At 68.6% G+C, this 22,920-nt stretch carries 23 protein-coding genes; 20 read left to right on the top strand and 3 right to left on the bottom strand.

Features of this window, described 5'->3' with window-relative positions; genetic code table 11:
• The first annotated feature begins 108 nt into the window (after positions 1–108).
• From AHIS1636_RS06715 to AHIS1636_RS06695, 5 genes are read left to right on the top strand one after another with little or no spacing between them, the layout of a single operon-like run.
• Entirely contained in the window at positions 109–1,398 is a 1,290-nt protein-coding gene (locus AHIS1636_RS06715; RefSeq protein ID WP_264795044.1) for a nucleotide sugar dehydrogenase, read from the top strand.
• Between the two features lie 58 nt (positions 1,399–1,456).
• Positions 1,457–2,092: an acyltransferase gene (locus AHIS1636_RS06710; protein ID WP_264795043.1), complete on the top strand. Its 636-nt coding sequence runs from the start codon at positions 1,457–1,459 to the stop codon at positions 2,090–2,092.
• Positions 2,093–3,187: a DegT/DnrJ/EryC1/StrS family aminotransferase gene (locus AHIS1636_RS06705; RefSeq protein ID WP_264795042.1), complete on the top strand. Its 1,095-nt coding sequence runs from the start codon at positions 2,093–2,095 to the stop codon at positions 3,185–3,187.
• Positions 3,188–3,190: 3 nt separating this feature from the next.
• Positions 3,191–4,213 (top strand): Gfo/Idh/MocA family protein, encoded by a 1,023-nt coding sequence (locus tag AHIS1636_RS06700; protein ID WP_264795041.1) that lies wholly within the window; start codon positions 3,191–3,193, stop codon positions 4,211–4,213.
• A 4-nt stretch (positions 4,214–4,217) separates the two neighbouring features.
• Entirely contained in the window at positions 4,218–5,378 is a 1,161-nt protein-coding gene (locus tag AHIS1636_RS06695; protein ID WP_264795040.1) for a glycosyltransferase, read from the top strand.
• 102 nt (positions 5,379–5,480) lie between these two features.
• Here the strand turns inward: AHIS1636_RS06695 and AHIS1636_RS06690 are convergent, their stop codons facing one another.
• Positions 5,481–6,623 carry a glycosyltransferase gene (locus AHIS1636_RS06690; protein ID WP_264795039.1) on the bottom strand — a complete coding sequence of 381 codons (1,143 nt, stop codon included), beginning with the start codon at positions 6,621–6,623 and terminating at the stop codon, positions 5,481–5,483.
• A 175-nt stretch (positions 6,624–6,798) separates the two neighbouring features.
• Between AHIS1636_RS06690 and AHIS1636_RS06685 the strand changes: the two genes are divergently transcribed.
• From AHIS1636_RS06685 to AHIS1636_RS06660, 6 genes are all read left to right on the top strand, one after another.
• Positions 6,799–7,917: a glycosyltransferase gene (locus tag AHIS1636_RS06685; protein WP_264795038.1), complete on the top strand. Its 1,119-nt coding sequence runs from the start codon at positions 6,799–6,801 to the stop codon at positions 7,915–7,917.
• A 68-nt stretch (positions 7,918–7,985) separates the two neighbouring features.
• Positions 7,986–8,624, top strand: coding sequence for a glycosyltransferase family 2 protein (locus AHIS1636_RS06680; RefSeq protein ID WP_264795281.1), 639 nt, complete (start codon positions 7,986–7,988; stop codon positions 8,622–8,624).
• 4 nt (positions 8,625–8,628) lie between these two features.
• On the top strand, positions 8,629–8,994 hold the full coding sequence (locus AHIS1636_RS06675; protein ID WP_264795037.1) for a DUF2304 domain-containing protein: 366 nt from the start codon (positions 8,629–8,631) through the stop codon (positions 8,992–8,994).
• Positions 8,987–10,165 carry a glycosyltransferase gene (locus AHIS1636_RS06670; RefSeq protein ID WP_264795036.1) on the top strand — a complete coding sequence of 393 codons (1,179 nt, stop codon included), beginning with the start codon at positions 8,987–8,989 and terminating at the stop codon, positions 10,163–10,165. Before AHIS1636_RS06675 ends, AHIS1636_RS06670 begins: the two co-directional genes overlap by 8 nt.
• On the top strand, positions 10,162–11,310 hold the full coding sequence (locus AHIS1636_RS06665; RefSeq protein WP_264795035.1) for a glycosyltransferase: 1,149 nt from the start codon (positions 10,162–10,164) through the stop codon (positions 11,308–11,310). Before AHIS1636_RS06670 ends, AHIS1636_RS06665 begins: the two co-directional genes overlap by 4 nt.
• On the top strand, positions 11,307–12,314 hold the full coding sequence (locus AHIS1636_RS06660) for a glycosyltransferase (RefSeq protein ID WP_264795034.1): 1,008 nt from the start codon (positions 11,307–11,309) through the stop codon (positions 12,312–12,314). Before AHIS1636_RS06665 ends, AHIS1636_RS06660 begins: the two co-directional genes overlap by 4 nt.
• A 19-nt stretch (positions 12,315–12,333) precedes the next feature.
• Here the strand turns inward: AHIS1636_RS06660 and AHIS1636_RS06655 are convergent, their stop codons facing one another.
• The gene (locus AHIS1636_RS06655) at positions 12,334–14,148 is read right to left on the bottom strand and encodes an ABC transporter ATP-binding protein (protein WP_264795033.1); all 1,815 of its coding nucleotides are present in this window, start codon (positions 14,146–14,148) and stop codon (positions 12,334–12,336) included.
• A gap of 162 nt (positions 14,149–14,310) precedes the next feature.
• Here AHIS1636_RS06655 and AHIS1636_RS06650 point away from each other — a divergent pair, with 162 nt between their 5' ends.
• From AHIS1636_RS06650 to AHIS1636_RS06620, 7 genes are all read left to right on the top strand, one after another.
• Positions 14,311–15,537, top strand: coding sequence for a TadA family conjugal transfer-associated ATPase (locus AHIS1636_RS06650; RefSeq protein WP_264795032.1), 1,227 nt, complete (start codon positions 14,311–14,313; stop codon positions 15,535–15,537).
• On the top strand, positions 15,534–16,397 hold the full coding sequence (locus tag AHIS1636_RS06645) for a type II secretion system F family protein (protein WP_264795031.1): 864 nt from the start codon (positions 15,534–15,536) through the stop codon (positions 16,395–16,397). Before AHIS1636_RS06650 ends, AHIS1636_RS06645 begins: the two co-directional genes overlap by 4 nt.
• A complete protein-coding gene (locus tag AHIS1636_RS06640; protein WP_264795030.1) occupies positions 16,394–17,335 on the top strand; it encodes a type II secretion system F family protein in 942 nt (313 codons plus the stop codon). Before AHIS1636_RS06645 ends, AHIS1636_RS06640 begins: the two co-directional genes overlap by 4 nt.
• Positions 17,336–17,440: 105 nt before the next feature.
• The gene (locus AHIS1636_RS06635; protein ID WP_264795280.1) at positions 17,441–17,626 is read left to right on the top strand and encodes a hypothetical protein; all 186 of its coding nucleotides are present in this window, start codon (positions 17,441–17,443) and stop codon (positions 17,624–17,626) included.
• Positions 17,626–18,036: a TadE family protein gene (locus tag AHIS1636_RS06630; protein WP_264795029.1), complete on the top strand. Its 411-nt coding sequence runs from the start codon at positions 17,626–17,628 to the stop codon at positions 18,034–18,036. The genes AHIS1636_RS06635 and AHIS1636_RS06630 overlap by 1 nt, the downstream gene beginning before the upstream one ends.
• The gene (locus AHIS1636_RS06625; RefSeq protein WP_264795028.1) at positions 18,017–18,508 is read left to right on the top strand and encodes a hypothetical protein; all 492 of its coding nucleotides are present in this window, start codon (positions 18,017–18,019) and stop codon (positions 18,506–18,508) included. Before AHIS1636_RS06630 ends, AHIS1636_RS06625 begins: the two co-directional genes overlap by 20 nt.
• Entirely contained in the window at positions 18,505–19,011 is a 507-nt protein-coding gene (locus AHIS1636_RS06620) for a pilus assembly protein TadG-related protein (protein WP_264795027.1), read from the top strand. The genes AHIS1636_RS06625 and AHIS1636_RS06620 overlap by 4 nt, the downstream gene beginning before the upstream one ends.
• Before the next feature lie 132 nt (positions 19,012–19,143).
• Here AHIS1636_RS06620 and AHIS1636_RS06615 read toward each other — a convergent pair whose 3' ends face one another.
• Positions 19,144–19,875 (bottom strand): DUF72 domain-containing protein, encoded by a 732-nt coding sequence (locus tag AHIS1636_RS06615; protein ID WP_264795026.1) that lies wholly within the window; start codon positions 19,873–19,875, stop codon positions 19,144–19,146.
• Positions 19,876–19,983: 108 nt separating this feature from the next.
• On the opposite strand from AHIS1636_RS06615, the gene prfB reads away from it, so the two are divergent.
• A complete protein-coding gene (gene prfB / locus AHIS1636_RS06610) occupies positions 19,984–21,099 on the top strand; it encodes a peptide chain release factor 2 (RefSeq protein ID WP_264795025.1) in 1,116 nt (371 codons plus the stop codon).
• 538 nt (positions 21,100–21,637) lie between these two features.
• Positions 21,638–22,837 carry a substrate-binding domain-containing protein gene (locus AHIS1636_RS06605; protein WP_373875794.1) on the top strand — a complete coding sequence of 400 codons (1,200 nt, stop codon included), beginning with the start codon at positions 21,638–21,640 and terminating at the stop codon, positions 22,835–22,837.
• Positions 22,838–22,920: the final 83 nt, after the last annotated feature.

Raw genomic sequence — 22,920 nt, 5'->3', positions numbered from 1 at the left:
GATAAACCGGAGGCGGCAAACGGCGGCACACAGTAGCGGTAACCTTGTCAGGGACCTCCCGGTCCGCCTGTCAGCAGCGCAGCACAATGTAGAAGAGGTATCCACCCGGTGAAGATTGCCGTCATTGCTCTGGGAAAGATCGGCCTGCCGCTCGCGGCGCAGTTTGCATCCAAGGGGCACGACGTGATCGGCGTCGACGTCAACGAAGGCGTTGTCGCGCAGGTCAACGAGGCCTCCGAACCGTTCCCGGGGGAAGCCCGGCTGCAGGAGAAGCTGAGCGAGCTGGTGCCGGCCGGACGGCTGAAGGCCACCACCAGCTACGCCGAGGCCGTGCCGGGCGCGGATGCCGTGGTCCTGGTCGTCCCGCTGTTCGTGGATGCCGAGGCGCGGCCGGACTTCGCCTGGATGGATGCGGCGACCGAGGAACTGGCCCGCCACCTGACGCCCGGCACGCTGGTCTCCTATGAGACGACCTTGCCGGTAGGAACAACCCGCACCCGCTGGAAGCCGATGCTCGAGTCCGGCTCCGGCCTGACCGAGGGCAAGGACTTCCACCTGGTCTTCTCGCCCGAACGGGTCCTCACGGGGCGCGTCTTCGAGGACCTGCGCAAATATCCCAAGCTCATCGGCGGGCTCTCCGAGGCCGGAGCCGCGGCCGCGAAGGACTTCTACGAAGCCGTGCTGGACTTCGACGACCGCCCCGACCTGGCCCGGCCCAACGGCGTCTGGGACCTCGGATCCGCCGAGGCCTCCGAGCTGGCCAAGCTTGCCGAGACCACCTACCGGGATGTCAACATCGGCCTGGCCAACCAGTTCGCGCGCTACGCCGCGACCGCCGGCATCGACATCTACCAGGTGATCGAAGCGTCCAACTCCCAGCCCTACAGCCACATCCACCAGCCCGGCATCGCCGTCGGCGGCCACTGCATCCCGGTCTATCCGCGGCTCTACCTCTGGAATGACCCGGAGGCCTCCGTGGTCCGCGCGGCGCGCGAAGCCAACGCCGGTATGCCGGACTACACGATCGGCCTGCTCGAAGGCGCCTTCGGCGACCTGGCCGGGGCACGCGTCGTCGTCCTCGGCGCCGCTTACCGCGGGGGAGTGAAGGAGACCGCCTTCTCCGGCGTCTTCGGCGCGGTCGAAGCGCTGAAGTCCCGCGGAGGCACGGCGCTCGTCCACGACCCGCTGTACAGCGACGCTGAGCTCGAGAAGCTCGGCTTCGCCCCGTACCACCTGAGCGAGCCGGCGGACGCCGCCGTCGTACAGGCGGACCACGCCGAGTACAAGAAGCTGGGGCCGGACGACCTGCCGGGCATCAAGGTCTTCATCGACGGCCGCAGGGTCAGCAGCCCGGAGCAGTGGCAGGGGGTCACCTACCGGGTGATCGGCAAGGCCTGAGGGCACCGCGGCAAGTACGACGGCGGCACGCAGTTTCGCACGAAAGGGAGCTATAACGGTGGGATTTATCGCTGAGACAGCCGATGTCTCCGAACGCGCCCGGCTGGGCGAGGGCACCAAGATCTGGCATCTCGCGCAGGTCCGCGAGGACGCGGTCCTGGGCGCCGACTGCATCGTCGGCAGGGGCGCCTATGTGGGCACCGGGGTCCGGATCGGAGACAACACCAAGATCCAGAATTATGCGCTGGTCTACGAGCCGGCCGAGCTCGGCCGCGGGGTCTTCATCGGGCCGGCCGCGGTCCTGACCAATGACACCTATCCGCGCTCGATCAACCCGGACGGCACGCTCAAGAGCGCGCACGACTGGATTCCCGTGGGCGTGAGCATCGCGGAGGGCGCCTCGGTCGGGGCACGGGCGGTCTGTGTGGCGCCGGTGCGGATCGGCCGCTGGGCCACGATCGCCGCCGGCGCCGTGGTGACCAAGGACGTGCCTGACTTCGCGCTGATGGCCGGGGTCCCGGCGCGGAGGATCGGCTGGGTCGGCAAATCCGGCCACCCCCTGCGCCAGGAGGACGGGGCCCCGGCGCACCGGTGGGTGTGTCCGGAAAGCGGCGACGCCTACACGGAGGAGAACGGGCTGCTGCGCGAAGCCGCGGCGGACCCGACGGCCAATACGGAAGAAGGGCAGAACTGAGTGAGCAAGGACTTTATCCCGGCCGCGAAGCCGATCATCGGGGACGAGGAACGGGCCGCGGTGGACGCGGTGCTGGTTTCGGGCATGCTGGCGCAGGGGGCCGAAGTGGCTTCCTTCGAACAGGAGTTCTCCGAAGTCCTGCTTGACGGGCGGGCGGCGGTGGCCGTCAACTCGGGCACGTCCGGCCTGCACCTGGGCCTGCTCGCGGCCGGTATCGGCCCGGGTGACGAGGTCATCGTCCCGTCCTTCACGTTCGCCGCGACGGCGAACTCGGTGGCGCTGACGGGCGCCACCCCCGTGTTCGCGGACATCGAGCCGGACCATTACTGCCTTGACGCCGCCGCTGTCGAGCCGCTCATCACCGAGCGCACCAAGGCCATCATGCCGGTCCATCTCTACGGCCACCCGGCGAACATGGACGCGCTGGGCGCCCTGGCGGCCGAGCAAGGCCTGGCCCTCTTCGAGGACGCGGCGCAGGCACACGGCGGCGCGCTGAACGGCAAGCGGGTCGGCACCTTCGGTACCTTCGCCATGTTCAGCCTCTACCCGACGAAGAACATGACCTCGGGAGAGGGCGGCATGGTCTCCACGGGGGACCACGACGTCGAACGCCGGCTGCGGTTGCTGCGTAACCAGGGGATGGAACGGCAGTACGAGAATGAACTCGTCGGTTTCAATGCCCGGATGACCAACCTCCATGCGGCGATCGGCCGGGTCCAGCTGACCAAGATCCGGCGCTGGACCGAGCAACGGCAGGCCAACGCGGCGTTCCTGACCTCCAGCCTCGAGGGCGTCGGAACGCCGGCGGTCGCGGACGGGGCGACCCACGTCTACCACCAATACACGATCCGCGTGCCGGAGAATGAGCGCGACCGCTTTGCCGCGGCCCTGAAAGAGGAATACCGGATCGGCTCGGGCGTGTACTATCCGATCCCGAACCATCGCCTGCCGTCCTTCAGCCGGCCGGCCGACCTGCCGGTGACGGAAGCCGCCGCGCGGCAGGTGCTGTCGCTGCCGGTCCATCCCTCCCTGGACCAGGAGGACCTGGACCGCATTGCGACCGCGGTCAACGCGCTGGCGAAGGCAGGTGCCTGAGCCATGGGTAAGCTGCGCGCCGGCCTGATCGGGCTGGGTATGATGGGCCGCCACCACGCCAGGGTGCTGCAGGAGACCGAGGGCGTGGAACTGGTGGCCGTTGCGGATGCCTACGGCGACCCGCACGGCGTCGCCGGTGACCTGCCCTTCTACAACAGGGTTGAACAGCTGATCGAGCACGGGCTGGACATGGTGATGTGCGCCGTGCCCACCGGCCTGCACGAGGAAGTCGGCCTCGCCCTGGCAGAGGCCGGCATCCACACCATGGTCGAGAAGCCGATCGCCTCCACGATCGAGGGCGGCGAGCGGCTCGCCGACGCATTCGAGAGCCGCGGCCTGGTGGGTGCCGTCGGGCACATCGAGCGCTATAACCCGGCCCTGCAGTCGCTGCGTGCGCGCCTGCAGAATGGCGACCTGGGCGAGGTTTACCAGATTGCGACGCGCCGGCAGGGGCCGTTCCCGTCGCGGATCGCCGACGTCGGGGTGATCAAGGATCTGGGAACGCACGACATCGACCTGACCGCCTGGCTGGCAGAGAGCCAGTACGAGTCCGTCAGCGCCCGGACCACGACCCGCTCCGGACGCGAACATGAGGACATGCTGGCGGCGAACGGCCAGCTCGCCAACGGCATCATCACCAGCCATCTGGTCAACTGGCTCTCGCCGATGAAGGAACGGATGACCGTGGTGACGGGGGAGCGCGGTTCCTTCGTAGCCGACACGCTGACGGCGGACCTGACCTACTACGAGAACGGGACCATCAGCACCGAGTGGGACTCCGTGGCCAATTTCCGGGGAGTCAGCGAGGGCGACGTGACCCGCCTGGCGATCGCCAAGCGGGAGCCGCTGAAGGTCGAGCACGAGGCATTCCGCGACGCCATCCTGTCCGTCCGCGGGGAGGCGCCGGCGGACAGCGGGGCCGGTGCCGGGATCGTGTCAATGCGGGAAGGCCTCAACACGCTGCGGGTGGCCGAGGCCATGGCCGCGTCCGGCCGCGAGGCCAGGACCATCCGGCTGCAGGACTGACTGCATGCACATCCTGGTTGCCAGCCGCATTTTCGCTCCTGAAGCCGGCGCCGCGGCTTATCGCCTCGCCGCCACCGTCAAGGGGCTCGAGGAGGCCGGGCACACGGTGACGGTGCTGACCAGCCGTGCCCCTGGGGCGGCAAGGTCCACCCGCGGAATCCGGCGGTGGCCCGTGCTGCGGGACCGGACCGGCGCCGTCCGCGGCTACGTCCAGTATGCGAGCTTCGATATCCCGCTGTTCTTCCGGCTGCTGGCCGCGCCGCGGTTCGATGCCGTGCTGGTCGAGCCGCCGCCGACCACCGGCGTGGTGGTCCGGGTCGCCAGCCGGCTACGGCGACGGCCGTACGTCTATTTCGCCGCCGACGTCAGTTCCGATGCGGCCGCCGGCATCGGGGTCCACCCCCTGGTCGTGGCGGTGCTGCGGACCGTCGAACGGTGGGTCCTGAACGGCGCCGCCGGCGTCCTCAGTGTTTCCTCGGGCGTGAGCGGCGCCGTGCGGAGCCTGACCCGCGGGCGGGCCAAGGTCGCGGAGGTCGGCACCGGGATCGACACCGACACGTTCACCCCGGCAGTATCGGGGGCAGGGGCGGAGGCAGCCGTGCCGACCGGATCGAAGCGGACCTTTGTCTATGCCGGCACGATGTCGGAGATCCAGGGCGCCGGTGTCTTCGTGGACGGATTCCTGAAGGTCATGGACCGCTTCCCTGACGCCGAACTGCTGATGTATGGCCAGGGCGTGGAACTGGCCGAACTGGCCGAACGCGCTGCTCCTGCCGGCAACCGTATCCGGTTCATGGGCGTGGCCGGCGGCTCCGAAACGGCCGCGGCTCTGCGGGAGGCCGCCGCCGGCCTCGCCTCGGTGCGTCCGGGACGGGGCTACGATTTCGCCTTTGCGACGAAGGCCTTCGCCAGCCTGGCCTGCGGTGCGCCGGTGATCTACGCCGGGGTCGGTCCGTTGCGGGAGATCGTAAAGCGGGACAACCTCGGGCACAGCGTGGACTGGGATGGCGGGGAGGTTGCCGAGGCCATGGCCACGGTGCTGGAAAGTCCGGCGGCACCCGCAGAGCGCGCCAGACTGGCCGGCTGGGTCAGGGAGAACTATTCACTCCGCCGCGTGGGTTCGAAGGCCGCGGAGGCCGTCGCCGCAGCGGTCCGCCGGGCCTGACGACAGGCGGCCCCGTCCGCGCGCCCGGCCACCACGCCCCGCTCGGCGCGTCCGGGCCGGGCGCCGGCCGCGCGTGCTGCCCCGGGGCCGGGCGTTGGCCTGTCAGCCGAGCAGCCGGGCCAGTAGCGCACGGGTCACCGATTCGTCCTCTGCCGAGCTCAGGGCACGCGCCGCCCGGTGGGTGTTGGCCTTGTACCGCTCCACGTCGGCGTTCGTCAGGGACGCCACCGCCCGGGTCAGCGCGGCATTGCTGAAATCCTCGGTGATGACGCCTAGATCGTGCTCCTGCATAAGCTTCGCCGTCTCGGGCGAGGGGCTGAAGACCAGGGCCAGCCGCGCCTGGACGAAATCGAAGAACTTGTTCGGGAGCATCAGCCGGTGGTTGGTGGTCTGCGGCGGGAGGCTGAAGACGCCGACGTCGTACCGGTTGAGCGTCGCCGGCAGTTCCTCCGGCGTGACGGCATCGTGGAAGGTGATGCGCGGATCCCCGGCGGCCAGGTCCTTGAGCTGCTGCCAGTACCGGCCTCCGTCACGGGCCTTCACCAAGTAGAGGTCCAGGGTGAAGCGGTCGTCGAGTGCCTTGACGGCTTCGATGGTCCCCTCAAGGTTCCGGCCCGGTACCGCCGCGCCGCTATGGACGAGGCGGATCCTGCCGGGCACCGGCGGCGAAGGTTCCAGGTCGCGGAAGGGTCCGGCGTTGCGGACCACCTCGGTGGGGCAGCCGAACTGTTCCGTGTACAGGGCCGCGATTGAGGCATTAACCGCAGTCACCGCCGTCGTTCTCGGCAAATACTTGGCGCAGATGCTGTACATGTAGGGCTTGACGAGCAGCCGCCAGGGCAGGACATGGGCACGTTCCTCAGGCGCCCATTCGTGCATGTCGCCCCACACCGGGGCGCCGTGGGCAACCGCGTGCGCGAGGGGGAGCGCACGGGCCTCATTGGCCACGACCAGGTCGAAGGTCCGGCCGCCGACCAGTTCCCGGGCCTGTTTGAGGGCCGGCGCGGACAACTCGACGGCGGCAAAGCGCCGCAGGGCCAGCTTGAGCACGCCCGCCGGGGTCTGGGGCAGGGACGGCAGCGCGGAGTCGACTTCCAGATGGTGGGTGGCTCCCGGCGGCCGGTTGCCGTAGCAGAGCGTGGTGACCTCGCCGGCTTCGGCCAGCAGCCGAACCTGCCGCAGGACCCGGGAATCGGCCTCGATATCGGAGAAAGAGATGCACAAGATCCGGGGGGCTGCCATCATGTCCTTTGTCTGTCGCGGCTCAGGCCAACTGCCTGGCTCCGGCGGCAGGGACGCGGTGGAGCCAGGACAAGCCTACCGTCCGGGCACCAACGGAAAACCCAAGGTGGCCCGGCTAGGATTGCTGTGTCCACCGCGGCCGGACAGCCGCGCCCGCCGAGAACCCGTCAGGATGCACGTGAAGATAGCGATCACCAAGAGCACCTTGCGGATCCCGCCGACCTACTTCGCCGTGGCCCACGCGGAGCACCTCAAGGGCAGCCACGACTTCCGGGTCTTCACGCTCGTGGCCGAGATCCAGGACAAGTCCATTACTGTCCCCATCACTGACTTCGTGCCCGGGCAGCTGCTCGGCTTCCGCCGCCGCGAGCTGGTGATGCCGGCCTTCATGCCCGCGATGACCTTGGCGGTGCGCCGCTACAAGCCGGACATCGTCCACCAGCACTTCGGGACCTGGTCCCGCCCCGCCGTCGAAGCGGCCCGCCTCTCCGGGACGCCGCTGATCACCACCCTCCACGGCTCCGACGTCGTGTCACTGGCTAACCCTGCGGACACCATGATGGCCAAGTGGCACCACCGCAACGTGCTGGCCGCATCCGCGCAGAGCCAGCGGCTTCTCGCCGTCAGCAACTACCTGGCCGGGCGGGCCACCGCGCTGGGAATGGACGCAGACAAGATCGAGGTGCACTATCAGGGGGTCGACACGGACTACTTCGCGCCGGGCGCGCGGGAGGAACGGGAAACGCCGATCGTGCTGTTCGTGGGCACGCTGAACACCCAGAAGGGGATCCGGGACCTGATCGATGCCTCCCTGGCGGTCTGGCGCAAGGCCCGCCACCGGCTCGTGGTCATCGGCGACGGCCCGCTGCGCGACGCCGTCAAGGAGCAGGCCGCGAGCCATCCCCACATAGATTTCCTCGGCCGGTTGGACCGCGAGGCGATCCGCGGCTGGATGCAGAAGGCCCACGTGCTGGTGGCACCGAGCCAGGAGGCAGGGGGAGCGAGGGAGGCGGCGGGCCTCGTGGTGCTGGAGGCCCAGGCCTGCGGGACCCCGGTGCTTGCGTACCGCAGCGGCGGCATCCCGGAGATGCTCGACGACGGTACTACCGGCCTGCTCGCAGGCGAAGCGGACTACTCCCAGCTGCGCGACGGCCTGCTGGAGCTGCTGAGCCTCGGCGACGCGGGCTACCAGGACATGCGCGGCGCGGCGCGGCGGTTCGTCGTCGAAAACCGCTCGCTGGCCGTCAGCGCGGAGCAGCTGGATGCCCACTACCGGATGGTGGGGGCCCGCGCCTGACCGGTTCCGTGGACCTATGTCCCCTATGGAATACTGGGCTGGTGAGTCGTTCCTGGGTAGTCGTGCCGATGTTCAACGAGGCTACCGTCATCGGCTCGGTTGTTACCGGCTTGCTCGAAGAGTTCAGCCATGTGGTGTGCGTCGACGACGGCAGCTCTGACGGATCCGCGGAGATTGCCCGTGCGGCGGGGGCCGTGGTGGTGCAGCATCCCGTCAACCTGGGACAAGGCGCGGCGCTCCAGACGGGCTTCGAGTACGCACTGCAGGACCCGGAGCTTGAGGCCGTCATCACTTTCGACGCGGACGGGCAGCATAGAGTCGCCGACGCCGCCGTGATGCTCGCCAGGGTCCGTGCCGGCGAAGCGGACGTTGTTCTGGGATCGCGCTTCCTTGAAGGCAGGGCGGACGTGTCCCGGCTCAAGCGGCTCGTCCTGCGCACCGCCGCCCTGCAGTCGCGGATGTCCACCGGGCTGCAGCTGACCGACGCGCACAACGGGCTGCGGGTCATCGCGGCCCCCATCGCCGCGAAAATCCACTTGACCCAGAACCGGATGGCGCACGCTTCGGAGCTGATCCACCAGCTGGCCGAGCTGAAGCCGGTCCTGGTGGAACATCCCGTCGAGATCGTCTACACCGAGTACTCCAAGGCCAAGGGGCAGTCCCTGCTGAACGGCGTCAATATCCTCGCGGACCTCTTCTTCAGGTGAGCACATGATCATTCTCGTCCAAATCGTCCTGGTCCTGGCCGTCATCGTCGGGGCCCTGGCTCTCATGCGCGGCGGCGGCAATGCCAAGCACCAGGCCGTGCGCCGGATCCTGCTGGTGGCCTTCGCCGCCGTGGCGGTGCTCTCCGTGTTCGTTCCGGGACTGCTGACCCGGGTGGCGAACCTGCTCGGTATCGGCCGCGGCACCGACCTGGTGCTGTACGCGCTGATCGTCGCGTTCATGGTGTTCATGGCGAGCTCTTTCCAGCGCGCACGCCAACTGGAGGCCCGGATCACCAAGCTCGCGCGCCGGATCGCGCTCGATGAGGCACCGCGGCCCGACGCGGCCGCCAAGGAGCAGCGGGATGGGTGAAGCCGCCGGCCACAGTCGCGGCGCGGCCTTGGGGCCGGAAGCGCAGATCGTCATCGCGGTCCACACTGCTGACCGGCCCATCCGGCGGGCGGTCGAATCCGTCGCAGCGGCGGGCCAAGGCAGGGCGGCCGCCGTCGTCGTTTGCCACAACATGGATCCGGCGCCCGTCCGGAAGGCCCTCGCGGGACTGGACGTGTCCGCTGCCGAGGTCGTGGAGCTCAACGACGGCATCGCCTCCCCGGCCGGTCCGTTCAACTTCGGCCTCAGGTGCGCTACGGCGGAATTCGTCGGGATCATGGGCTCGGACGACGCGCTGGAGCCCGGTGCCGTCGCGGCCTGGCTGGACCTCGCAGCGTCCACCGGCGCCGACGCGGTCATCGCGCCGCTGCGCACCCGATCGGGACGCCCGATCCTGACACCGCGCGCCCGCATCCTGCGCAGCGCACTGGTGGACCCGCTCAAGGACCGGCTGGCCTACCGGACCGCGCCGCTGGGGCTGTTCCGCCGCCGCCTGCTGGAGGCGCACCAGCTGTCGCTGACCGAGGGCCTGCAGACCGGCGAGGACCTCGAATTCGGGCTGAAGCTGTGGTTCTCCGGCGCCCCCGTCGCCTATCGGCCCGGCCTTCCCGCCTACCTCGTGGGCGAGGACGCCGAGGTCCGGGTGACGTCCGCCGTCCTTGCGCTGAAGGAGCAGTTCCGCGACGTCAGGCACCTGGTCGAAGGAGAATGGTTCGCCGGCCTTCGTCCGTCCGTGCGGGACGCCATTGCCGTGAAGCTGCTGCGAGGCCACGTCCTCAGCGCCGCACTGCGCCGCGGATCCGGTTTCGCCTGGGATCCCGCGGACTGCCAGGAGCTTTCGGCACTGACCGCCGAAATCGCCGTCTTAGCGCCCGGCGCCGCCCGAGCATTGAGCGGACCGGACGCAGACCTGCTCGCGGCCCTGCGCGCCACCGGCAGCCCGGCGGACGTGCGCCGGGCCCTGCAGCGGCGGGAGGCCGCCGGCCCGCTGCGGAGGAGCCTGACCAGGCATTTAGCCGACAACCTGCGCAGGGAAGCTCCGCTGCGCAGCAACGCAAGTTCACTGCTCGCCTCGGTCTTGGGGAAGGCCCGCCGTTTGCCGCGTGCCGTCCCCGCCGCCAACAGCCCGCAGGGGCGGAAGGACGCCACATGAGTTCGAAAGCCGGAAAGCTGCTGATCCTGTCCCTGTCACCGCTGCGCAGCGATCCCCGGGTGCTCAAGCAGGTCAACCTGTTCCGGGACAAGTACGACGTCGTCACTTGCGGTTTCGGGGCGGCCCCCGATGGCGTCGAGGACCACGTAAAGTTGGCGGCCGGCCTGCCGAGCTGGCCACGGGACCCGAAGGGGCTGCTCAAGCGCCGGTACCGGCAGGTGTACTGGAACATAGCGGCCGTGGCCGAGGCCAGCAGGCTGCTCCGCGGCAGGCGTTTCGACGCGGTGCTGGCCAACGATGCCAACACCCTGCCGCTGGCGCTGAGCCTCGATAGCGCCCACGGCGTGCATGCGGACCTGCACGAGTTCGCGCCCAAGGAACACTTCAATAAGCCTGCCTGGCGGCTGCTGGTCGCGCCGTACGTGCGCTGGGTCTGCCGGACCTTCCTCCCGGAGGCCAAATCCGTGACCACCGTGTCGGACGGGATCGCCAGGCAGTACGGCCATGACTTCGGGGTCGAGGCCGCTGTCGTGACCAATGCGGCGCCTTATGCTGACCTGGCGCCGAAGCCGACGAGCCGTCCGATCCGCCTGATCTACAGCTCGGCGGGCCAGCGCTACCGGCGGATCGAGGACATCATCTCGGCGATGGACGGGGCGCCGGAGGGCCTGGAACTGGACCTGATAGTGATGCCCAACGAGCCGGCCTACGTGGACGAACTGCGGCGCCAGGCCGAGCCCCTGGCCAACGTCCGCTTCCGCGAGCCCGTACCGTACAGCGAGCTGGTGCGCACCATCAGCGACTACGACGTCTCCATCTCCGTCATCCCGCCGACCAACTTCAACCTGGCGAACGCCCTGCCGAACAAGTTCTTCGAGGCGGTCCAGGCCCGCACTGCATTGATCATTGGGCCGTCTCCGGCGATGCAGGACCTGCTGGAACGGCACGGCCTCGGTGCCGTAACGGAGGACTTCTCCGCCGCCGCCCTGCGGAAGGTCCTGCTCGGGCTGACCCCGGAGCAGGTGGACCAATGGAAGAAGAACGCCCATCAGGCTGCCGAGGAGCTCTCGTCCGAATACCAGAACCGGGGGTGGGAGCGCGCCATCGACGCCCTGTTCGACGGCGGCCAGCGGAGGCCGCGGTGACCGGCCAGGCGGCAGCTCGGGCCACGGCCGCCCCGAAGGTCCTGCACCTGTATGACGCCGCGGACGTCGGGGCCACGCTGGTGAAGTACGGGCGCCGGGAGGGGCTGCCGTGGAAGCACTTCAACCGCCTTCCCCCTTCGGATACCGCCCACGGCCCGACCGCCGGGTCCCGCCCCGCGCGCATAGCCGCGGAACTGGCCTGGCAGGCGGCACGGGCCGCGGGCATCCTCCGGGCCGACCTGCTGCACCTGCATTCCGGCTCGCGGCTTGGGGTGGTCCGCTCGCGTCCCTACCGCCCCTTCGTGCTGCACTTCCACGGCACCGACATCCGCACCCAGTTCTACGAATCAGCCCGGCGCCCGGCGCTCCAGTGGGGAGCCGACCACGCCGCCGTCGTCCTCTACTCCACGCCGGACCTGGCGGAACATGCTGCCGAGGCACGCGCGGATGCCGTCTACCTCCCCAATCCGCTGGACACCGAAGAGCTGCCCGCATGGACCCCGGCGTCCCGGCCGCGCGTCGTGTTCGCGTCACGCTGGGACGATTCCAAGGGAGGCAGCGCACAACTGGAGGCAGCGCGGTCGGTGATGGCCGCCGTCGGGCCGGAAACCGACGTGCAGGGACTGGACTGGGGCAACGGGGCGGCGCAGGCCGCCGCGCTCGGGGTGCAGCTGCAGCCCAAGATGCCGAAGCCGGCGTACCTGCGCTGGCTGGCCTCCGCGCACTGCGTGGTCGGGCAGAGCGGTGGAATCATGGCGATGAGCGAGCTGCAGGCCGTGGGGATCGGCGTGCCCGTGGTGATGCGCCCGGCCGCCGGATACTACCCCGGACCGTCGCCGGTCCTGCAGCCCGAGCGGGCCGAAGAATTCGGCGAGCACGTCCGCAACGCGATCGAAGACCCGCAGGGCGTCTCGGCTCAGCTCGACGGACCGGGCTGGGTCCGCGCCAACCACGGCCCCGAGCGGATCGTCCAGCAGCTCGCCGGGATCTACGCCGCGCTCTGACGCGTTCGCCGCCGGCGGCTTATTGCTGGACACTGCCTTCCGTCGTGCCCGCCAGCCCGGCCAGGGCCGCCTGCTGCGCAAAGTCGGGAACCTCGGCCACGACCTCGTCGAACGTGCCGTAGGCCGCCACGGCGCCGTCCCGCATGAAGAACACCACGTCCGCGTGGCGGATGGTCGACAACCGGTGCGCCACCGTGATGACGGTGACGTCGCCGTGCAGCTGGCCGATCGCCGTCGTCACCGCCGCCTCCGTGGCCGTGTCCAGCGCCGAAGTCGCCTCGTCCATCACCAGCACGCGCGGGTTGTCGTAGAGCGCCCGGGCGATGCCGAGCCGCTGCCGCTGGCCGCCGGAGAGGGCCAGGCCGCGCTCGCCGACCAGGGCGTCGATGCCGCCCTCGCGGGCGTTGAGCGTCTCAAGCAGCTGGGCCCGGGCCAGCGCCGTGCGCACGCGCTCCCGGTCGACCTTGTCCGGATCCCATGCCAGGGCCACGTTCTGCGCGACGGAGGCGTCGAACAGCGAGACCTCCTGCGGCACGTAGCCGATCCGCCGCCGCCAGGACTTGAGCACGGACCCCAGTGGCTCGCCGGCCACCTCGATGCGGCCATGGCTCGGCTCGAGGAGACCGAGCAGCAGGTCCACCATGGTGGACTTGCCGGCCCCCGACGAGCCGACGAAGGCCACGTGGCTGCCGGCCGGGATGCGGATGCTCACCGAATCGAGCGCGGGGGAGCGGGCATCGGGGTAGCTGAAGCTCACGTCGCGCAGCACAATGTCGGCGGCCCGGTCGGGCAGCTCGTGCTGCGGCCGCTCCGCCGTCTGCCGGGCCATCTCGGCCTCGCCGTCGCGGATGTCCTGCACGATCTGGCGGGCGAAGGAGCCGCTGGTGTTGACGGAGGACTGCACCGCCTGCATGCGCGTCAGCGACGGGATCAGCCGGAAACCGGCCACGGCGAACAGACCGACGGCGCTGACGGCCCCGGCCGGACCGCCGGTCAGGTACCCGACGCCGCCGAGCAGCGCGAAGCCTATGACCAGGGCGGTCTCCAGCACGTAGCGCGGGATCTGCGAAATCTGGATGGCGCCGGCGCGGGCGTAGGAGGACCGGGTACGCGTCGCGTGGACCTGCTCCTGCACCTCGCCCGCCCGGTCGGCCAGCGTGATCTCCTTCAGCGCGCCGAGCGCCTCGTACAGGGTCTTCGCGGTCCGGTTGGACCATTCCCGGTTCTCGCGGCCGATGGCCACCGCGCGCGGGGAAATCACCTTGGCCAGCAGCAGTGCCACCAGCCCCAGGTAGACCATTGTGACAACGGCGATCACCGGCTGCGCCACAAAGAGTACGACGACGACCGCGGCCAAGGTGCCGAGCTCACCGAACAGGGACATCGCCGGCATCAGCACGCCGGAAACGGTGATTCCGACGCCGACATCCACCGACCGCACGATCTCCGCGGAGTTCCGTCCCAGCCGTTTCTCCCACGGGGAGGCGAGGTACGCCGCGAACAGACGGTCGCCGATCGCCACCTCGTGCCGGGCGAAGCGCTTGGTGGCGAAGCGCAGGAGCAGCACCGCCAGCACTCCCTTGAGGACGATCAGCAGGCAGATCACGATCAGTAGCGGCAGCACCAGGCCCTGCTCGGTCAGGTTGCCCAGCACCGGGAAGGTGACATCTTCACCGCCGACCAGCCCGGGCAGCAGCGCCGCCACCAAGCCCAGGGCGACGACATCGAGCAAAGCCAACGCTGCCGAGGCGGCCGCGTAACCGGTGAGGAATCGCCGACTGCCGTCCGGGAGGGTCTTGAGCAACGGGCCGATGATTTTGAAGATGCTGTTCATACTTGCACCAACATTAGACGTCTTATCCACAATCCGCGTCCCGGCTCTTCTCCGATATGCACGTTTCACCTAGGGTCGGAACGGAAATAGCAGACCGACGGCGGGCACAGTCTCAAACAGGCCCGCCGCCAGCACACGGCGCTCTGCGCCCAGGGGGATGGCATGGACGGCATCCGGATTGTCGAAGACGAGGTGCGCGAGCTGATCCGCCGCCGCGGGATCGATCCTGCCCAGCAAGCCGCCGAGGTGCGGCGCCTGGTCGACGCGGCGGTCGATGACTATGACGAGCGTTCCATGCTCGGGACGCTGCCGCCCCTGGGCCAGCTGGAGTACGCGCGCAAGTACGTCTTCGACGCCGTCGCCGGCTTCGGGCCGCTGCAGCCCCTGCTGGATGATCCGCTGATCGAGGAAATTTGGATCAACTCGCCGTCCGAGGTGTTCGTGGCCAGGGGCGGCGAGTCCGAGCTGACCTCGGTGACCCTGAGCCAGCAGCAGGTGCGCGACCTGGTGGAACGCATGCTCAAATCGTCCGGGCGCCGGCTGGACCTCTCGTCGCCCTTCGTCGACGCCGCCCTGCCGGACGGTTCGCGGCTCCATGTCGTGATTCCCGACATCACCCGCAAGCACTGGGCCGTCAACATCCGCAAATTCATCGCCAAGGCTTCGCGGCTTGAGCATCTGGTGGAGCTCGGCTCGCTCTCGCCCGAAGCCGCACGGTTCCTGGCCGCGGCCGTGGCCAGCGGCCTCAACATCCTGGTCTCGGGGGCCACCCAGGCGGGCAAGACCACCATGCTCAACTGCCTCGCCGCCAGCATCGGCAGCCGTGAACGGGTCGTCACGGTGGAGGAGATCTTCGAGCTCCGCCTGCCGCTCCGAGACGTCGTGGGCCTGCAGTGCCGCCAGGCGAATCTCGAGGGCGGGGGCGAGATCCCGCTGCGCCGGCTGGTCAAGGAGGCTTTGCGCATGCGCCCGGACCGGCTGATTGTCGGCGAGGTGCGCGAAGCCGAAAGCCTCGACATGCTGATCGCGCTCAATAGCGGCCTGCCAGGCATGTGCACGGTCCACGCGAATAGTGCGCACGACGCGATCACGAAGATTTGCACGCTACCGCTGCTGGCCGGCGAGAACATCTCCTCAGCTTTCGTGCTGCCGACGGTGGCGTCCTGCATCGACCTGGTCGTGCACTGTACCCGCGCCGCCTCGGGCAAGCGGCAGGTCGCCGAAATCGTTTCCCTCGGCCGCCGCGTGGAGAACGGGATTATCGAGACCTCGACGCTGTTCAGCCGGAGGGACGGGGACCTGGTGGCCAGCGAGTCGGCCAGCCCCAGCGAGGAGAAGTTCGCCCGGGCCGGCTATAACGTGATGCAGCTGATCGGCAGCACGCCATGACGGCCGCCGCCGGGCTGGCGGGCGGGATCGGCCTCTTCCTGATCTGGTGGTCATGCTGGGAGGTTCCCGGCCCGCGCCAGCGGCCCGTGCGCCGGACCAGGCCCAGCCGGCTGCAGGAGATGATCAGGCAGGCTGGCATCCAGAGGGTCAGTGCCCGGGGCCTTCTGGCCAGTTGCGCCGGTACCGGGGTGTTCACTGCCCTGCTCATTCTGGTCATCACCCAGTCGCCCCCTATTGCCGCCTGCTTCGCCCTTTTCGGCGGGTGGCTGCCTTATCTGCTGGTCCGGTGGCGCGCACGACGGCGGGTGGCGGCGATGCGGGAAATCTGGCCGGACGCGGTGGACCACCTCCGCTCGGCCATCCGGGCGGGGCTCTCCCTGCCGGAGGCATTGGTCCAGCTGGGTACCCGCGGACCCGTGGAACTGCGGGGAGCTTTCCTCGAGTTCGGCGCCGATTATCGTGCGGGCAGCCGGTTCGACCAGTCTTTGGAGCGACTGAAGGAACGGCTGGCCGATCCGGTGGCGGACCGCATCTTCGAGGCGCTCAAGATGACGCGGGAGGTGGGCGGAACGGACCTGGGAAAGCTCCTGGGAACCTTGGCCGACTTCCTCCGGGACAGCGCCCGGACGCGCAGCGAACTCGAGGCCCGCCAATCGTGGACTGTCAACGCCGCACGCCTGGCGGTGGCGGCGCCGTGGATCATCCTGATGCTGATGGCGACCCGGCCGGAGGCCGTCGCCGCGTACAACTCCGCCGCCGGCGCCATGGTGCTCCTGGGCGGACTCGTGGTCTCGGTGGTCTGTTATCGGCTGATGCTCAGGCTCGGGGCCCTCCCGGAAGACGAGAGGGTGCTGCAATGAGCCACCCGCTTACTCTCGGGATCCTGGTCGGCGCCGTGCTGGGAAGCGGACTGTGGCTGGTGTTCGTCCGCCTGCCGGTTATGCGCCGGACACGTTTCGTCGATCGGATCTCGCCGCAGTTGAAGTCTGTTGACGTGCAGTCCCGGCTGCTGGCGGCGGGCCCGGGTACCGTAACCCCCTTCGGTGCGCTGGAGCGCATCGTTCGCCCCGTGGTCTCGGACCTGATGTCATGGTTCGGCCGGTTCAACTACGGCACGACGGTATTGACCAAACGCCTGGCACAGGCGGGCCGGAAGCAGAGCCCCCTCGACTTCCGGGCCGAACAGCTCGTGTGGGCGGTGGGCGGCCTTGCCCTGGGCGTGGCCCTCGCTGTCATCTCAGCGGCCAGCGGTGGCTTCGATCCGGTCGCCGCAGTCGTATTCACCGTGGGGCTGGCGGCCGGAGGATTCCTGCTCCGCGACTACCTGCTCACCATGCAGATCCAGCGCAGGGAAACCAAGATGCTGGCGGAGTTTCCCAGCCTGGCCGAACTGATGGCCCTCGCGGTCAGCGCCGGTGAGAGTGCAACCGGGGCGCTGGAACGGATTTGCCGCACCTCCAAGGGCGAGCTCGCCGGCGAATTCGCCTCCGTCCTGGCCGCGACCCGGGCCGGGACTCCCTTGCTCGCCGCCCTCCAGGAATTCTCGCACCGCAGCCGGCTGGCCGCCTTGATCCGGTTCGTCGACGGCATAACCGTTGCCGTCGAAAGAGGGACGCCCCTGGCCGATGTGCTGCGTGCACAGGCCCAGGACGTGCGGGACATGGCCAAGCGGGACCTGATGGAAGCGGCCGGCAAGAAAGAGATCGCCATGATGGTCCCGCTGGTATTCGGCGTCCTCCCCCTGACCGTCCTATTTGCCGTCTACCCGGGCCTCGCCCTGATCGACCTCGGTTGGTGAGGGCATGGTCCACGGTTCCAACAGCACGACAAGCCCAACGAGAGAAGGCCAGACATGAGCAACCAATCGTTCTTCCTGCGGATCGCAGCCGTGTTGTCGATAACAATGTCGCAGGCGGCAATCCGGCTGCGGACCACATTCACCGACGATGACCCGGAACGCGGAGACGTCCCCGGGTGGGTGATGATCACGTTGATGTCGGCGGTCCTGGTGGCCGGGATACTGGCGATCGCGAAGCCGGCCCTCGAGGGGCTGTTCAACGACGCCATGGGACGGGTCAGCCAGCCCTGATGCGGGCGGGCAGGCAACGTTCGGGTGCCCGGCTCGTCCTCACCCAGGACAAGGGCTCGGCGGCAGTGGATTTCGTCCTGGTCGGCGGCATGCTGGCACTCATCTTCGTCTCCATCATGCAGCTTGCCCTGGTGCTGCATGTGCGGAACACACTGATTGACGCCGCCGGAGCCGGAGCCCGGTACGGGTCGTTGGCCGACCGGAGCGCCGCAGACGCTCTCGCCCGGGCGGAGGCGTTGATCGACGGCACGCTCAGCCCTGCCTATTCCCGGGATGTCCGGGTCGACGAGATCAACCGGGCCGGCCTGCGGACCCTGCGGGTGTCGGTCAAGGCTCCGTTCCCCGCGCTAGGCCTCCTTGGGCCTGCGGGCCTCCTGGAGGTGGAAGGCCATGCGCCATTACCTCGCTGACAGGACCGGGCTGACAGCCGTGGTGCGGGCGTGCCGGACGGCCGCGGGGAGGACAGCAGCCAAAGCGCGCGACGAATCCGGCAGTGCCGTCGTCGAGTTCGTTTTCCTGGGCACCCTCCTGCTTGTGCCGGTCGTGTACTTTGTGATCGCCGTCGGACAGGTGCAGGGCGGATCTTTCGCCGTTGTGAGCGCGGCCGACCACGCGGCGAAAGTCTTCGCCGCGACGGAAGAGCCGGGCGCAGCCCACAGCCAGGCAGCGGAGGCCGCCCTCGTGTCGGTCCAGGATTTCGGGTTCGATGCCGGAGACCTCACGGTCTCGATCGGGTGCGGGTCCGGGGCATGCCTGGAACCAGGTTCGACAGTGACCGTCGAGGTCGCGCTCGATGTGCCGCTGCCGTTGATGTCCGGGCTCGGGATGTCATTCGCTCGGGTCAACTCCTCGGCCACCCAGATTGTCGAGCAGTACGGATGAGCCCTTTTTCGCTGTCCCGGCCGCGCGGGCGGGGCGGCACCGCGCATACTGGTGCCTCGCCCGCCGGCCGAGGGGACGAAGAGGGGCAGGTCGCGGTCCTGATCATCGGGTTTGTCGCCATCAGCCTGCTGATCCTGACGGTCGTCATGGCCGCCTCCTCGGTCTACATCGAGCGGAAGAAGCTCCTGTCCGTCGCGGACGGAGCTGCCGTGGCCGCCGCAGACACGTTTACCTTGGCCGACGTCGAGACTGGCGAAGGGGGGCCGGTTCCGCGGCTCAGCGATGGCGCCGTCCACAGCGCGGTCCAGCGCTATTTGGCGGAAACCGGGGCCGCCGGCCGATTCAGCGGGCTGGCGATCAGCGGCGGCACGGGATCTCCGGAAAGCCGCACGGCGCATGTGGAGTTGTCCGCCGTCGTCCATCCGCCGATGGTGAATTTCCTGGTCCCGGACGGCGTTCCTATCACCGTCTTCAGCGACGCCCGCTCTGAACTGCGGCGATGAAATGAGCCCCCGGCGGATCTGCGGGTTTGTGGGATTGCGCAACTGCGGACTTCCGGACCGCCCCGTCGTCGTTCTCCTAAAGTCATGCCGTACCCGCCTCGGGGAGCGGCGGTGTGCGCGTTCCCGGCTGCGTTAGCCAGCACCGACGATGCCGCGGAGGGTCTCGGCATTTCGAACGGCATGGCCAAAGCCGTCGTTGTTGAAGTAGACGTAGACATCCCTTCCGGATCCCTGCCAATCGCGGATCCTGTCCGCCCACCAGTGCAGGTCCTGCTCCGAATAGGAGCCGGCATAGAGATGCTCGTGGTCGGGGCCGTGCATCCGGATGTATACGAAGGGAGCCGTCGCCGCCAGCACGCACGGCAGGTTGGCGCCGCTCATGACGCAGTAGGCGGCCCCATGATGTTCGAGCAGGCGGTAGACGTCCGGATGATGCCAGCTCGGGTGGCGGAACTCCACGGCGACCCTAATCCAGTCGGGCAGCCGTGCCAGGAAGTAATCAAGCCTCGCGTCGTCGCGTTCCATCCCGGGCGGCAACTGGATCAGCAGGACGGCTCGCTTGTCGCCGAGCTCATGCCAGGAATGCCTGATGCGTTCGATCCACGCCTCGGGTGCGTAGAGCTTTTTGGCGTGGGTCAGCCCGCGCGACGCCTTAACGGAGAGGGCGAAGCCCTCGGGCAGCCGGCGCCGCCAGCCGGCAAAAGTCGCGTCGCGGGGCCAACGGTAGAAGCTGGCATTCAGCTCGACGGTGCCGAATTTCCTGCAGTAGGACGCGAGCCGGTCGCGGGGCGCCGTCCCGGCGGAGTAGAGGACATTATCCCAATGGTCGTAGCTCCAGCCCGAGGTGCCGATGTGGACACTCACCTTCCGCCACCATCAGCCACGCGTTCATCCCCGTTTCGCAGTCATCCGAGCAGGACCAGTATGCAGGACACGGGAAGCTCTGGTTGCATGGCGTAGTCTTGAGGGACCATGGCTGAGATCGACTTTCCCGCAGAAATCCGTGCCCTCCGCGCGACGTACGAATCCATTGAAGCTGTTTCGGACGTGGAGAGCATCCGGAAAGACATCGCCGTGCTCAGCGAGCAGGCCGGCGTCCCCGACCTCTGGGACGATCCGGCAGCGGCGCAGAAGATCACATCGAAGCTCTCGCACCGCCAGTCGGAACTGGAGCGCCTCGAGAGGCTCTCCTCGCGGATCGACGACCTTGAGGTTCTCGTGGAACTCGGCCAGGACGCTGGCGACGAGGACTCCATGGCCGAGGCTGCCGGGGAACTGCAGTCTTTGAAGAAGGACCTGTCCCAGCTGGAGGTGGTTACCCTCCTGGCCGGAGAATATGACGAGCGCGAAGCCGTCGTGACCATCCGTTCCGGCGCAGGCGGCGTTGACGCCGCGGACTTTGCGGAGATGCTGATGCGCATGTACCTGCGGTGGGCCGAGCGGCACGGCTATCCGACGGCGGTGCTCGACACTTCCTACGCCGAAGAGGCCGGACTGAAGTCGGCCACGTTCGAAGTGAAGGCGCCCTACGCCTTCGGAACGCTGTCGGTGGAAGCCGGCACCCACCGTCTGGTACGGATCAGCCCCTTCGACAACCAGGGCCGCCGCCAGACGTCCTTCGCCGCGGTGGAAGTCATCCCGCTGATCGAGCAGACGGACTCCATAGAAATCCCGGACAACGAGATCAAGGTGGACGTTTTCCGCTCTTCGGGCCCGGGCGGGCAGTCCGTGAACACGACCGACTCGGCCGTGCGCCTGACCCACCTGCCGACGGGCATCGTGGTTTCCATGCAGAACGAGAAGTCCCAGATCCAGAACCGCGCCGCCGCCATGCGCGTGCTGCAGTCCCGGCTGCTGTTGCTCAAGAAGGAGCAGGAAGACGCCGAGAAGAAGGCGCTCGCGGGTGACGTGAAGGCATCCTGGGGCGACCAAATGCGCTCCTACGTGCTCAACCCGTACCAGATGGTCAAGGACCTACGGACTGAACACGAAGTGGGCAACACCGGCGCGGTGTTCGACGGCGAGATCGACGATTTTATCGACGCCGGTATCCGGTGGCGTGCCAACAACCGGAACGCGGCCGAATAGGAACTGCCGCGAGCAGGACCTGCGGAGAACAGGACAGCACAGCTCCGACAGGTGTGAATGTCCGCCAGCGCCCAGCCGCGGCAGGTTGTTTCCCGCGACATGCGGACAGCCGGGCACGTGCGAGGGACAGGCCTTCCAGTTAGTGACGGGACCCCGTCCGCCAATCCAGGCGGGCGGGGTCTTGCCGTACCGGGCGACCCGCAGAAGGGCTGGCCCCGGCTCCGCCGGGGGATAGGAAGAGCCTTCGCACGAGGGTAATCGAGTGCGGCAGGAGGCATAGCCCTCGGGAATGCCGGAGCCGCAGGAGCCCGGCTACTCCGGCGGCGAGGGACTGCCCGCTGCGTCTCCCTGGTGCTACCAGAGCATCCGTGACCGGAACGTAACCCCCGTGGCGGCACCCGGCCATTGACAGCCGAGTGATCCGCGTCATAGATTCTCTGTAATCTGAATCACCTTTCAGGTTTTGGGGGAGACGAGTGGTTGCCCTTGGGTGGTTCAGTCTCCAGCGACTCAGCGGATCCACGACGAAAGGCATCCCGTGAAGGCTACGAAGAAGTTCCTTATGGCTGCGGCGCTCGCCACCGGTTTGGCAGTCACCTCCTGCGCGCCCAGTCCCGGCGGGGAAGGCGACGCCGCCGGTGCGGCCGGCGGTCCCGAAAGCATCAATGTCGGCATCGTCTATTCCAAGACGGGTCCCCTCGCGGCCTATGGCGAGGCGTACTACGAGGGCCTGCAGGCCGGCATCGACTACGCCACCGAGGGGAGCGGCGAAGTCAACGGCACCAAGCTCAACCTGACCTACCATGACGACGGCGGGGATCCGGACAAGGCGGTGACAGTCGCCAAGGACTTGATTGGCCAGGACTACAAGATCCTCGCCGGCACGGTCGTCTCGGGCATCGCCCTCAAGCTCGCGGAGCAGGCCGAGCAGAACAAGGTCCTGTACATCTCGGGCCCCGCGGCCACCGATGCCATCCAAGGCATCAATGACTACACCTTCCGCTCCGGCCGGCAGAGCCTGCAGGACGTCGCCACGGCGGGCACCTTCGTCGACGACCTCAAGGGCAAGAAGGTCCTCGTCTTCGCGCAGGACAACGCCTTCGGCCAGGGCAACCTCGCCGCCGTCGAAGCCGTACTCGGTGGCCAGGGCGCCACGGTCGAGAAGGTTCTGGTTCCCGAGGACGCCACCGAATTCACGCCGTTCGCCCGCCAGCTGATCGACGCCAAGCCCGACCTGGTCTTCGCCGCCTGGGCGGGCGCCACGTCCGGCTCAATGTGGGAGGCGCTCAGCCAGCAGGGCGCCTTCGATGCCGCCCCCATCGTCACCGGGCTCGGCGACGCCGCCACCTTCGGCGCTTACGGAGCGGCTTCGGACAAGATCCGCTTCCTGAACCACTACTTCCCCGGCGCGGCCGGCAACGACGTGGAGAAGGAAATGGTCTCCTCGGTCGAGGCGGCGGGAGCCAAGCCGGACCTGTTCACTCCGGACGGTTTCGTCGCCGGCCAGATGATCGTGCGCGCGGTGGAGCAGGGCGGCAACGACGTCGACGCCATGGTCACCGCGTTGGAGGGCTTCACTTTCGAAGGTCCCAAGGGCGAGACAACGGTACGGGCCTCGGACCACGCGCTCGTCCAGGACATGTACCAGGCCAAGCTCGTAGAAAAGGACGGCGCCTGGGTTCCGGAGCTGATCAAGGTCGTCCCCGCCGGCGAGGTAGCGCCGCCGGAAAAGAAGTAACCGGCCACCATCCGTCCCGGTGCGGCGGACCGCGTCCTCGACAGCCGCGGTCCGCCGGCCATGACGCCAGGACCTAGCGAAGG

The organism is Arthrobacter mangrovi, assembly GCF_026011795.1.
Taxonomy (GTDB): domain Bacteria; phylum Actinomycetota; class Actinomycetes; order Actinomycetales; family Micrococcaceae; genus Crystallibacter; species Crystallibacter mangrovi.
This window is presented reverse-complemented; position numbering and strand designations above follow the sequence as displayed.